The 12,909-nt window shown below is 68.8% G+C and carries 7 protein-coding genes; 2 read left to right on the top strand and 5 right to left on the bottom strand.

The window, feature by feature from the left end:
* Positions 1-47: 47 nt before the first annotated feature.
* The 5 genes from ACGFW6_RS25945 to ACGFW6_RS25925 form a co-directional block, all read right to left on the bottom strand.
* Positions 48-716: a hypothetical protein gene (locus ACGFW6_RS25945; RefSeq protein ID WP_393514382.1), complete on the bottom strand. Its 669-nt coding sequence runs from the start codon at positions 714-716 to the stop codon at positions 48-50.
* Positions 717-827: 111 nt separating this feature from the next.
* Entirely contained in the window at positions 828-4,022 is a 3,195-nt protein-coding gene (locus ACGFW6_RS25940) for a type I restriction endonuclease subunit R (protein ID WP_393514379.1), read from the bottom strand.
* A 2-nt stretch (positions 4,023-4,024) separates the two neighbouring features.
* Complete coding sequence (locus ACGFW6_RS25935) at positions 4,025-5,326, bottom strand: restriction endonuclease subunit S (RefSeq protein ID WP_393514376.1); 1,302 nt, start codon at positions 5,324-5,326, stop codon at positions 4,025-4,027.
* Positions 5,323-7,332, bottom strand: a complete 2,010-nt coding sequence (locus ACGFW6_RS25930; protein ID WP_393514373.1) for an N-6 DNA methylase — start codon at positions 7,330-7,332, stop codon at positions 5,323-5,325. The genes ACGFW6_RS25935 and ACGFW6_RS25930 overlap by 4 nt, the downstream gene beginning before the upstream one ends.
* An 89-nt stretch (positions 7,333-7,421) precedes the next feature.
* Positions 7,422-9,638: an N-6 DNA methylase gene (locus tag ACGFW6_RS25925; RefSeq protein WP_393514741.1), complete on the bottom strand. Its 2,217-nt coding sequence runs from the start codon at positions 9,636-9,638 to the stop codon at positions 7,422-7,424.
* A gap of 342 nt (positions 9,639-9,980) precedes the next feature.
* Here ACGFW6_RS25925 and ACGFW6_RS25920 point away from each other — a divergent pair, with 342 nt between their 5' ends.
* The gene (locus ACGFW6_RS25920; protein WP_393514370.1) at positions 9,981-12,446 is read left to right on the top strand and encodes an AAA family ATPase; all 2,466 of its coding nucleotides are present in this window, start codon (positions 9,981-9,983) and stop codon (positions 12,444-12,446) included.
* Positions 12,446-12,814 carry a hypothetical protein gene (locus ACGFW6_RS25915; protein ID WP_393514367.1) on the top strand — a complete coding sequence of 123 codons (369 nt, stop codon included), beginning with the start codon at positions 12,446-12,448 and terminating at the stop codon, positions 12,812-12,814. The genes ACGFW6_RS25920 and ACGFW6_RS25915 overlap by 1 nt, the downstream gene beginning before the upstream one ends.
* The last annotated feature ends 95 nt before the right edge of the window (positions 12,815-12,909 follow it).

Here is a 12,909-nt window from a genome sequence, read left to right as displayed (position 1 = left end):
CGAGGTTCTCCATCTGAGTCGGCGGTCACGGGCCTGACGCGGCGCTGCTACTTCACATCTTTGGCCAGGACGGCGACGGCGACCCTGCCCACCACCCTCGTCAGCACGTAGTTGGTCGAGCTGCTGAAAGCGACACCCACGCCGGCCGGAATCGCCTTGGCCATCGCCTTCTGGGTGAAGGTGATGGACACCCGCTTGAACAACTGCTTGATCGTGACCAGGGCGGGCCCTGTGAGGTACTGGTAGACCAGCTTCTGGGCGATCTTCTGCACCGCCGCCTTGCCGCCCTTCGACGCCATCTGTTCCACCGAGCCCGCCAGGGCGATGGTGAAGGCGAGGTGCTTCTTGTCCTCGGTGCTCAGCTCGGTCTCGAACACCTCGACCAGGCACATGCACATGTCGACCTGGAGCTTGAGGGCCACGGCGACATCGGCGGCACCACCGCCCAGGATCGCTACTGCGGTCCCGACTCCCGGAATCACGCTTGGGGCGGCGGTGGCGGCCCCAGCGGCTGCCGACATCTTGGAATACCGGCCTATGATCTTGGCCGCGATCCGGCGCTTGTCCTCCAGGCTCTCGGGCTTTCGCTCGTTCTTGTCCTCGAAGGCCCCGCGGTATCCGTCCACGACTTTTTCGGCTGCCGCCGGTGTCATGACGATCGTCTCGACGGCCTTCTGGAGCCGAGAGTCTGCGGGCTCGTCCACCGCGTTGTTCATTTACCCCTCCCCATGTGCTGCACCTCATGCCGAGGGCAACCTGTACTTCCGGCCGTGCTGGTGACGTTCTCGATGGACGCCCCGGCCGGCGACCAAGCCGGGGCGTACACGTCAGATGTCGTCGTCCAGCCCCTCCTCGCGGCGGATCATCCGCCAGGCCGCCTTGCGGGCGCTGCGGTCCAGGCTGGACTTGAAGCCCTTGTCCGGGCCGAAGTACTGGCGGCCCATGCCCGCGATGGTGTCGATGTGGTCGGCCATCTTGTCCGCGAAGACGTTGTCGAAGACGAGGCCGAAGTTCTCCTCGTCGTTGACGACGGCCGCCGCCCGCACCTTCGGGTCGGCCTTGGCCTCCTCGAACGGGCGGATGACGTCCTGCTCGGTGAACTCGGTGCCGAACCGTTCGTTGAACTTCTCGATCAACTCGGAGAGCAGTGACTTCTCCGCCTCCTTCGCGCCGCCCGAGCCGTCGCCGAAGCCCGGCATCGTCGCCGGCCCCTCGGGGGTGAGGGAGACGTCGTACTCGCCGGTCTTCTCCACCCGCAGGTGGCTGAGGTCGACCTCGCCTATGTCCACGCCGCCGTCCGCGCGGCGCGGCAGCCGGTTGAGGAGGTAGCGGCCGTAGAGGTGCAGCCGTTCCAGCTCGGCGTCCCGGTAGGGGACGATCTGCGCGAGGAAGCCGTACTTCCTGACGTAGTCGTTGAGGTCGGCGCGGAAGCCCTCTGCCGTCTCCTGGTCGTCCTCGTCGTCGCTGTCCTGCAGAGCCGTGAAGCGGGCGACGGCGGGGGAGAGCAGCCGGTACAACTCGGCGTGCAGCTTCTCCCACTTGGACTGCGAACCCGCCGCCTTCTCCTTGGCGGCGAAGTACGCGGCGGCGAACTCGTCCATCTCCTGCCCGGACAGGATCGCCGCCTGCATGACCCGGCTCTGCGCGGTGTAGAGCAGGTTGGGGTCGGAGGGGAGGGTGTTCGCCTCCTCGAAGTACGGGCGGAAGGACTCCTGTATGTCCTCGGCGTCGTTGACGAAGTCCAGGACCGCCAGGTCGGCCTGGGTCTTGCGCTCGGCGGTGCGGTTCAGCCGGGACAGCGTCTGGACGGCGGAGATGCCGGTCAGCGTCTTGTTGACGTACATCGTCGTGAGGAGTGGCTGGTCGAAGCCGGTCTGGTACTTCTCCGCCACGACCAGGATCTTGTACTCGCGCTGGCCCGGACCCCCGGCTCGGGCGGCCTTGTCGTCGGCCCGCGTGTACGCGAACGCCTTCGGCAGGACGCTCTCCGACAGCCCGCCGTTCTCCTTCGGCTCGGTGGTCTCCTCGCCGTCGATCGTGAGCGATCCGGAGAAGGCGACCAGAACACCCAGGTCGGGGTACTTGGTGTCGTAGTCCCGGTCCTTGATGTAGCTCTTGATCGCGCGCGCCATCTGTACGGCGGACTGCCGCGAGGCCGTCACCACCATCGACTTGGCCCGCCCGCCGAGACGGCCCCGGCTGTGCGCCACGAAGTGCTCCACGATCACCTGGGCGTGCTGGGCGACCGTCGAGTCATGGGTGAGCGCGTACCGGGCGAGCAGGGAGTTCGCCTTCGACGGGTCGACCTCCCGCTCGTCGGGGTTCTGGTTCACCAGCTTCCAGTACGTGTTGTACGTGACGTAGTTGCGCAGCGGGTCGAGGATGAAGCCCTCCTCGGTCGCCTGCCGCATGGAGTACGTGTGGAAGGGCCGGTAGGTCGCCTTGCCGTCGATGTCCTGGAGCGTGCCGAAGAGTTCGAGGGTCTTGGCCTTCGGCGTGGCGGTGAACGCGAAGTAGGAGAGGTTCGCGGCGCGGGAGCGCTGCTCGGCCCTCTTCTTGAGCTGCTCGTCCAGAGTGTCGCCCTCGGCCTTGACCGTGGTCGCGCCCGCGTCCTCCGAGTCGGAGTCCAGACCGAGGTCTCGCAGGGCGGACCGTACGGCGGTGGCGGCGTCGCCAGACTGTGAGGAGTGCGCCTCGTCCACGATGATCGCGAAGCGGCTGCCCTGAATCTCGGTGGGGTTGCGCTGGAGGTAGTCGAGCAGCGCCGGGAACGAGTGCAGGGTGACCGTGACGATCTTCCCGGTGTCGCGGGAGAGGGCCTTGGCGAGTTGCTCGCCCTTCGCCCCGTGCTTCTCGTCGATCTTCACGACGAGGCCCGCGGTCTGCTCAAAACTGCCGACCGTTTCCCGGAGTTGGGCGTCCAGGTTGCGGCGGTCGGTGATGACGATGACCTTGTCGAAGACCGGCACGCCCGGCTTGAGACCCTTGGCGGCCTCGGCGTCGAGTTCTCCGGGGTCGGTGGGGGTGTGCAGGTCGCTGAGGCGGTGCGCGAGCCAGCCGATGGTGTTCGACTTGCCTGAGCCGGCCGAGGCCATGACGAGGTAGTCGTGGCCTGCGCCGTGGGTGGAGGCGTGCGCGGTGAGCTTCTTGACCACGTCCCACTGGTGGAACCTGGGGAAGATCACCGTCTTCGTCGTGCCGCCGCCGGGCGTCTTGCTCTTGTGCAGGTGCACGAACCGCTGAAGCAGGTCCAGCCAGTTGTCCGGCTGCCAGACCTGCTCCCAGAGGTAGGAGGTCGCGTACGTGCCGTAGGCGGTCGGGGCCGGGTTGCCAGCGCCGCCCGGCTGGCCGGGGCCGTTGGAGCCGGTGTTGAACGGCAGGAAGCGGGTGTTCTTTCCCTTGAGCTGCGTGGCGACGAAGACCAGGTCCGGGTCGACGGCGAAGTTCGCGACGACCCGACGCGTGAAGATCAGCTCGGTGGGGTCCCGGTCGGTGCGGTACTGCTCCTTGGCCTGCTCAACCCCCTGCTTGGTGAGCGGGTTCTTCAACTCGGCTGTGGCGACGGGGATGCCGTTGAGGAAGAGGGCGAGGTCGAGCCGATTGCCCCAGTCGGCCTGCTTCGTCGCGTATTCGAGTTCGCGGACGACGGTGAGTCGGTTGGCCCGGTAGCCGTCCAGCACGGAGTCGTGGGCCACGAGGTTGGGCTTGAAATACGCGACGCGGAGAAGGACACCCTGGTCCTTGACGCCGTTGCGGAGGACATCAAGGAGCCCGTTGGTGGCGATGGCCTGGTCGAGCCGACTGGCGAACCCGCGCTGTGCCTCGTTCGGGTCGCCACCGTAGACGGTGAGCAGCTCGGTCCACTCGTCGGGCTGGGTCGCCCCGATGAAGGTGAACAACTCGTTGGTGTCCAGGCCGAGATCGGCCCGGTAGTCCTGGGGGAGCGCCTCGAGCCAGCCGCGCTCGACCATGGCGGCGACGATGGCGTCCCCGAAGGCAGACTCCGTGTGGATGGGGCTCATGGCTACGCGCTCACTCCGTCCGTGACGTTGCGTCCGCTGGCGGTGCAGACGTCGAACTGGCCGGTCACGGCGGCGGTGATGAGGGCTTGGCGGCGTTCAGCGAGCAGAGCCCGTTGGACGATCATCCGGCGGCGTAGGTTTTCGCGCTGTACGAGGGTCCGGGTGATTCGTGATGCGGACTGCTCCTGCGTCCTCACATCCGGAACCTCAATCGCCAAATTTGCGACATCGCCAAGCCCAAGTCCCACCTTGGTTCCGCCGTAACTGTTCATGCGCAGAAACTGATTTGACCGGGCGGACTTGATGGCGTAGGCCAGCCATGTGGGGTTACAAGAACTCTGGTCTGGGCGGACCATTGCAACATGCTGACTGATATTTGCGTCTGTGGCGCGGTCATCGACGATGGCCACTGATCCGATATCTGCGGTAATGCTGACGAGGACATCCCCGGGCCGGGTTCGCGACCGTTCTCGTTCTGGCCCTGATGGTGCGGTTACATACAGAGAGTCATCGAGATCAAGCGTGATTCCACGCCTCGGGACATTGGTGATCCGAAGGAACAGGGATCCTTGATCCGTTACCAAGTCGCCCCAACCCCGGGGTCCACTCGTGATCCTCGTCGCAAGGTGCTTCACTCGCGTTGGGGTTCCAGCGGTAGATTCCAAGTATTCGCTGATGACGCTGGCCTCTGACGACCCCAACAAGTCGATCTGCTGCCTCCTGATGGTAGCCATGCGGTCTACCCGGGCGGTCTCGGAGTCGAGGAAGTCGGCGATGCGGCGCTGCTCCTCCAGAGACGGAAGCAGCAGAGGGAAACTCTGGATCTTGCTGCTATTGGTGGAGGCCAGGTTTGTGGTTTTCGTGCCGGTGCTCTCGAAATAGTGGCGGGCGTAAAGAGACTGGGTCACGTAGGCGAGGAAGCGGCCGCTGAGTCGCTGTGGATCGGGGCGGACAGCGAAGATGTGGTTCTGGTGCAGGCACTGGTCAAGTTCGCCCTGCCAGACCGTCCCACGGCCCAGTTTGTCCAAGTCCCCTCCTTCGGTCATCAGAACGTCACCTGGGCGAAGTGTGCTGCGTCGGGCCACACTTCGAGGCACGGTGATCTCGGTGACCGATTCGAGGTCGAGGCTCCCTGCTTGGACATTGGCGACACGCAAGTACGGACTGGTGACGACGTCACCTGTTACGTCCCGTTTGGCATCGACAGTCAGCCCGTTCTGCAAGCGTGCGACATATCCGAGGCGTACAAGTTCGTAGGTGCCAGAGGGGTTGAGGGAACGTGGTGTGACGGCTGAGGTGTTCACGGGGCCACTTCCACGAGCAGCGCCTGAATCTCCGCCTCCAGCGACTTCAGCTCCGCGTCGATCTCCGCCAGTGGCCTCGGCGGCTTGTACACGTAGAAGTGCCGCGTGAACGGGATCTCATAGCCGATCTTCGTCTTCGTGTGGTCGATCCACGCGTCCGGCACGTGCGGCAGCACCTCGCGCTTGAGGTAGTCCTCGACGTCCTCGCCGAGGGGGACGTTCTCGTAGTCCCGCAGGTCCGTATCCGGTTCCGGGGCGCCCTTGACCTTCTGGACCTCGCCCTCCGGGTCACGGACGCCGATCGCCTCCCGTACCGCCTTCGCGAACGGCGCTCCCGACGGCCACGTCAGGCCCGCCGCGACCACCGCGTCCTTGAGCGCGATGAATGCCTCGGACTTCGTCGTCCAGGACGAGCCGAGCAGCGTACGCACCGCCGCGACGAACTCCTCGCTCCGCTCCAGCCTCGCCACCGGCTTGGCCTCCGCCAGTGCCGCCAGCGTCTCCTCCGCCACCTCGAAGCGGAGCTTCAACGGCCGTTCCACGGTGATGCGCTGGTAGCCGAAGTCCTCGTTGGCGAAGACCTTGACCTTGCCGAGCAGCGGGTGCTCCGCATCACCCGCGACCTGCAACGCCTCCGCGTACAGCCGCGTGATGTCGCCGATGTGGTCGGGGCGGCCGTTCGTCCCGTCGCCGAGTTCCTTGCGCTTGTCGCCGAGGGACTTGCGCATCTTCACCCACTGGTCGCGCGCGTCCAGCAGGACGACCTTGCCCTTGTGGTCCTTGTCCTTACGGTTCGTCAGGATCCAGAAGTACGTGGAGATGCCCGTGTTGTAGAAGAGCTGGTCCGGGAGGGCGACGATCGCCTCCAGCCAGTCGTTCTCCAGGATCCAGCGGCGGATGTTGGACTCGCCCGACTCGGCCGCGCCCGTGAACAGCGGGGAGCCGTTGAAGACGATGGCGATGCGGGAGCCTCCTCCGCCGTCCACGTCCACCGGCTTCATCTTCGAGATCATGTGCTGGAGGAAGAGCAGCGAGCCGTCATTGATGCGCGGCAGGCCCGCCCCGAAGCGGCCGGCGTCGCCGAGCGACTTGTGCTCGTACTCGACCTCCTCCTTGACCTTCTTCCACTCCACGCCGAACGGCGGGTTGGCGAGGATGTAGTCGAATTTCCGGCGGGCGTGGCCGTCGTCGGAGAAGGAGTTGCCGAAGCGGATGTTCTCGGGGTCCTGGCCCTTGATCATGAGGTCGGACCGGCAGATCGCCCAGGACTCGGGGTTGAGCTCCTGCCCGTACACCTCGACCGTCGCGCCCGGGTTGAGGGCCTTGACGTGGTCATCTGCGGCGCTGAGCATGCCACCCGTGCCACAGGCCGGGTCCATGACCGTGCGGACGACACCGGGCAGGCTGAGGGCGTCCGCGTCTGGTGCGACCAGCAGGTTGACCATCAGCTTGATGACCTCGCGCGGGGTGAAGTGCTCACCCGCGGTCTCGTTCGACTGCTCGGCGAAGCGACGGATCAACTCCTCGAAGATGTAACCCATGTTGTGGTTGGGCACGACGTCGGGGTGCAGGTCGAGGTCGGTGAACCTGCCGATGACCTGGTAGAGCAGGTTCGCACCGTCGAGCTTCCTGACCTGCTGGTTGAACTCGTACTTGTCCAGGACCTCGCGGGCGTTGTCGGAGAAGGCGCCGACGTAGATCTGCAGGTTCTTCGCGGCGTTCTGCGGGTCGGCCGCGATCTTCCGCAGCGTGAGGTCGCTCTTGTTGTAGAAGGAGTTACCTGAGGCCTTGCGCAGGAAGTGGTCGGTGTCGATCTCCTGGCCCGCGAACCTTGCGACGGTCTCGACGACCTTCTCGCGCGTTGGTTCCAGGACGCACTCCAGCCGGCGCAGCACGGTGAACGGCAGGATCACCTTGCCGTAGTCGGACTGCCTGTAGTCGCCGCGCAGGAGATCGGCGACTGACCATGCGTGGTTCGCCAACTCCGTGTGCTTGCTGCTGTTCAAGAGGTCCCGGCTTCCTTCCGAAGAGCGCCGTCCGGGCGGGGGACGGCAGGGATCCAGTGTGGTCGTACGCGGTGGGACGGTGGGGCGTTTCAGACAGAACGGCTGTCCGGGCCGTCCGACGTATCCGGGGTGTCCGGTGGCAGGAGTACGCCGGCGGTGAGGCCGGTCGTCAGGGTGGCCGCGGTGTCGGCGGCGAGGTCGGCGGTTCGGCGGACGGCAGCGCGCAGCTCGTACACGCGGCGGAACGCCTCCCCGTAGCGCCGCTGTTCCTCCAGCGGCAGCAGCGGTACACGCAGGCGGCCCGGTGTGACGTGCACGAGGGTGGAGCCGGTGGACGCGGAGGCGATGTTGTCGTCGGCGCCGAGGAACCCGGCGAGGAACCACGGGTCGAGGCGGGCCGGGTCGGGGCGCAGCAGGTGGATGTGCTGACCGAGCAGCGCTCCGGCGTCCCGGTCGTCCGCGACCCGGGTCATCGCGGCCTGGCTGCCGCTGCCCGCGACGGCGCGGACGAGGACGTCCCCGGCGGCGACGGGCTGCGCGGCGTCGGCGTGGAGGTCGACGGCCCCGCCGGACGGCGGGTGGCCGGTGGAGACGTCCTCGGCCGTGAGGACCGGCCGGTCGACGGAGGGGGCGGTGGAGCCCTTGGAGCCGCGGGTGCCGGGCGGCGCCGCCCGCAGCACGGTCAGGGCGCCGCCGCGTGCCAGGTCGGAGACGGTCGCCGTACGCCACTCGCGGGCCGAGGCTCCGGACGGCTGCCAGCCGCCGGACGCGGAGGCGGAGGCCAGGGCGGCGACCTGCTCGGCCAGTTGCTCGCGCAGATCGTGGACGCGCCGGACCAGGGCCGCCGGGTCGATGTCGGCCGCGGTGGCCCGGACATGGCGGGCCGGGGCGACGTCGACGACGTCGTCGAGGAGGTCGACGAGCGGCACCGCGCGGGCGACGCCGGGCTCGTCGGTGTACGTGTCGGGGGAGGCGGTGAACGCGGCCCACTGGCCGAGGACCCGCTCGGTCAGCCCCGCCCAGTCAAAGGAGGCGGAGGCAGAAGAGGCAGGGGCGGAAGCAGAAGGGCCGGACCGGCGGGAGCGCGAGCCGCTGCGGGTGCCGGCACCCGACGTCGCCGTACCGGTGGCGGACGGCGGGCCCGCGGCGCCGTCCCGCTGCTCGCCCTCCCCGTCGACGAACAGCACCGTCGCACGGTCCGTGCCGCCCGGCTCGGGACGCTGGAACACCCAGATCTGCAGGCCGATGTGGAGCGGATACGCGGCACGCGCCGGGAGGGAGACGACGGCGCGCAGGGCCCCGCCGCGGATGAGTTCCGCGCGGACGCGACGGCCGGAGGAGCGGAAGGCGAGCGCGGGCGGTAGCAGCATGACCGCGTGGCCGCCCGGCTCCAGGTGCGCGAGAGCGTGCTGCACCCAGGCCAGTTCGGACTCGAAGCGGGGCGGGAGCCCGTAGGCCCACCTCGGGTCGTAGGCCAGTTCGTCGTGGCCCCAGTCGCGGTCGGCGAACGGCGGGTTGCACAGAACGGCGTCCACGGTGAGGTCGGGGAAGGCGTCGGCGCGCAGGCTGTCGCCGACGCGGATGGCCGTCTCGGTCTCGGGTGCGGCGATAAGTAGCCGGACCGCGGTGCGTTGGCCCTGGACGGGGAGCGAGTCCTGGCCGAACAGCTCCCGCGCGCCCTGCCGTGCGGCGGCGGCGAGGAGCGTTCCGCTGCCGCAGGCGGGGTCGAGGACACGGGACGCGCCCGCGGGCAGAAGCCGTGCCATGAGCCGGGCCAGACCCTCCGGGGTCTGGTAGACGCCGGAGGCGGCGCCCTCGTCCAGTTCGCGTTCCGCGAGGACGTCCAGGGCGGCCTGGGCCCCAGCCTCACGGACGCAGTCCAGCAGGGCGCGGACCGCGCCCGCGTCGTCCGGGCCGTAGTGGACCGGCTCGGCCTCGGGCACGGTGGCCGGGAGCTCGCCCGCGGCCTTCTCCGCTCGGGCGATCAGCTGGTCGTCGGGCAGGGCGGCGAGTTCGGCCAGTTCCTCCGGCGTACGGCGGGACGCGGCAGCCACCAGCGGGAAGAGGCGCGCGGCCACCCCCGAGCCGGGCCCCAGCAGCCGCAGTGCCGTCCGCAGCTGCTCGGTCGGCGAGGCGGCGGAGGTGTGACCGCGTGCCCGCAGCCAGGCCTGGACGGCCGACAGGTTGTAGAGCGGGCTGGCTTCCGTGCCTGCACTGGGGGCCGGGAAGTCGTCGTGGCGGCGGCGCCAGTTGCTGACCGTGGCCCGCGTGACCCCTGCGATGCGGGAGATCTCGGCGGCCGTCACGTGCGCGGAGGGCGCCGGTTGGGCTGAGGGCTGCTGGGGCATGGCGTGGGCTTCCGCACCTCTCGGGCCTGGCGGATAGGGACGTTAACACCCTACAACAGCCGTCAAGTCTGTCAATGTGTTTGACGGTGCTTTCACTGACATGCTTATCTAGTAACGCTTCCGGATGGAAGCTTAGGTCCTCAGTCCGCAAGCGCATCGTGAAGCGTCCTGGCGCCGTACCGCGCCGCCCATCCCATCTCTCCGGTCCCTTCTCGTCGCGACGCCGTACCTCGGGGCCGTTCACTCCGCGTCCATTCCGCACCGCAGTCGCCAACCACCGCACACACGGGAGGAACCCGCATGGCCGTGACGGAACAGCCCCCGCAGAACGCACACCACCCCACCGACCCCGCCCGTCCGGCCCCGCCCGACCAGCCCGTGCCCGTGGCCGCTCTGGTGGAGGCCCGCCTGGCGGAGGAGTCGCTCAGCGAGCCCGTGAAGGTGCTCCTGAAGGAGGCCATGGGCGACGGCGAGCACCGGGGAACCTCCCCTGCCGGCCGGATCTACCTCGAGTCCGTCGCCGTCGCCCGGTTCCGCGGCATCGGACCGCGCGCCTGGCTCAAGCTCAGCCCCAGACCCGGTGTGAACCTGGTCGTGGGTCGCAACGGCTCCGGCAAGTCCAGCATCGCCGAGGGCATCGAGACGGCCTTCACCGGCGTGAACATGCGCTGGCAGGGGCAGCACGCGATGCGCAGCAGCAACTGGCGCAACCTCCACGACACCGACGGCAGGACGGAGATCGAGGTCAAGCTCGCCGTCGAGGGCGACACCGGCCGCAGCACCCTCACCCGCACCTGGGAGGGTGACGACTTCGACGCCTCCCGGGCCGAGCTCAGGCGACCCGGGCACGGCCGCGCCCCCCTCGACCAGGCGGACTGGAAGCAGGCCCTGCGAGACTTCCGGCCCTTCCTGTCGTACGTCGATCTCGACCGCATGATCAGTGGCAAGCCCTCCGAGATGTACGACGCCATCGCCACCATCCTCGGCCTGGGGCAGCTCAGCGCCGCCGACAGCCGGCTCCGCCAGGAGGCCAAGGCGCTCGAAGACGCGGACAAGGCGGCGAAGGCGGAGCTGCCGGGCCTCAAGGAGGCGCTGTACGAGCTGGAGGACGACGAGCGCGCGGTGCAGGCACTCGTCGCCGTCGACACGGCGGGAACGCCCGACTTCGAGACGGTTGAAGCCCTCGTCGCCGGTCTGCCCGCTGACGGGGACGACGGCCTGCTTGCCCGGCTGCGCGCCGAGGCAGAGGTGCACGGCCCCGAGCTGGCGCAGGTCCACGTGGCCCTGGACCGCCTGCGCAATGCTCTCGTCGATGTCGAGGACCTGCGCGGCACCGGCACCGAGGACGCCCTGCGCCGTGCGGAACTCCTCGAACGGGCTGTGGCGCACCACGACCGTCACCCCGACACGGCCGCCTGCCCCGTGTGCGGGACCGACGGGATGCTGGACATGGCATGGGCCGCGGACGCCCTCGCCCAGATCGCCGCATTGCGGCAGGAGGCGGAGGCGGCAGCGGGCGCGCGCAGCGAACTCCGGTCGGCCGCGCGGGCCGTGCAGGACCTCGTCCACACGCCCCGACAGATCCCCGCCGCCCTGGCCGACCCGTGGCGCGCCTGGACCGCCTGCCGGACGATCAGTGATCCCGGCGAGCTCGCCCAGCGAGCCCACGAGGCCGCCGCGACCCTGGCCGATGCCTGCGCCGCGGTCAAGGAGAACGCCGTCAGGGAACTGGAGAAGCGGGACGAACGCTGGCGCGGGCTGGTCGCGCGCCTGGCGGGCTGGGCGGAGAGGGCCCGTGCCGTGGAGGCGAACAAGCCCCGGCTGCGGGACATCAGGAAGGCGAGCGGCTGGATCAAGGCGCTGGCCGCCGAGTTGCGGGAACAGCGGATGGAAGGCTTCGCCGACCAGTCGCAGCGCATCTGGGAGCGGCTCCGCCAGGAGAGCAACATCGATCTCAAGGCCGTGAGCCTGAAGGGCAGCGAGAAGGCCACCGTCCGCAAGCTCGTCATGGACGTCACCGTCGACGGCCGGGAGGCATCGGCTCTCGGCGTCATGAGCCAGGGTGAGCAGCACTCCCTCGCGTTGTCCCTGTTCCTGCCCCGGGCCGCCACCGCCGACAGCCCGTTCGGCTTCATCGTCATCGACGACCCTGTGCAGTCCATGGACCCCGCCAAGGTCAACGGACTCGCCCAGGTCCTGCACGAGCTCGGCGAGCACCGGCAGGTCGTCGTGTTCACCCACGACACCCGGCTCCAGCGGGCGTTCACCAGCCAGGGTCTGCCCGTGACGGTGTTCGAGGTCGAGCGGGCCACGTCGTCCAAGGTGAAGGTCAAGCCGGTGACAGACCCGGTACGGCAGGCACTCGACGACGCGCGGGCCCTCGCCAGTACCAGTGACCTGCCGTCGGCGGCACGGACCCACGTGCTGCCCAGCCTGTGCCGTATCGCCCTGGAGAACGCCTTCCTCGAAGCCGCCTGGATCCGGCATCACCGCTCCGGCGCGCCCGAGGACGAGCTGCAAGCCGCCGTCGGCAGCGCCGACAAGCTCATGAAGGTCGCGGCACTGGCCCTGTTCGGCGACGCCGGCCGGACCGGCGACGTCTACCGCGAACTGCGCACCCGGTGCGGACCGCGTGCGGTGGACCTCCTCAAGGAGTGCCAGAACGGCGCCCACGCCACGGGAGCGCAGATCATCGACCCCCACCGCTTCGTGGACGACATCGAGATCATGGCGCAGAAGGTGCGCAAGCCGGGGGTGACTACATGATGAGCACTCCGACCACCTCGGCCGAGGAGCTCCTGCTGACGGCGGATCAGCTGCTTGGCGCCCGTACGGCCGCCACAGCCGCCGGCCGGCACCGTGGAGCCTCCCTCGCTCTGCGGACCGCCCTGCAGCTCTCCGTCGACCGCGTGCTCGACGCCGCGGTGCCAGGGCTCGCCGACACCACGATGCGGGCCAAGCTGCTGTGCCTCCACTGCTACACCGCGGTCGAGACCGCTCGCCGCGCCAACGCCGTCTGGTCGCACCTCTGCCTGGGATGCCACTACCACCAGTACGAGATCGGCCCCACGCACGACCAGGTTCGCGCCTGGCGGACGGAGGTCGGCGAGCTGGTCGGGACCTTGACCATCTGACTGTTTGTTACCAGCAGGTCTCTGATAGTTATTTCGACGGGGCCGGGCGTATGCCCGTCGCAGCGTCCTCCGGGGTGCTGCAAGGGGGAGGGGAC

This window comes from Streptomyces sp. Y7, assembly GCF_043195415.1.
GTDB lineage: Bacteria > Actinomycetota > Actinomycetes > Streptomycetales > Streptomycetaceae > Streptomyces.
Note: the sequence above shows the minus strand (reverse complement) of the source record. Positions and strands in the feature narration are given on the sequence as shown.

Coding starts and splice junctions, on each gene's coding strand:
- ACGFW6_RS25945 (WP_393514382.1), bottom strand. CDS start 716: ATGAACAACGCGGTGGACGAGCCCGCAGACTCTCGGCTCCAGAAGGCC.
- ACGFW6_RS25940 (WP_393514379.1), bottom strand. CDS start 4,022: ATGAGCCCCATCCACACGGAGTCTGCCTTCGGGGACGCCATCGTCGCC.
- ACGFW6_RS25920 (WP_393514370.1), top strand. CDS start 9,981: ATGGCCGTGACGGAACAGCCCCCGCAGAACGCACACCACCCCACCGAC.
- ACGFW6_RS25915 (WP_393514367.1), top strand. CDS start 12,446: ATGAGCACTCCGACCACCTCGGCCGAGGAGCTCCTGCTGACGGCGGAT.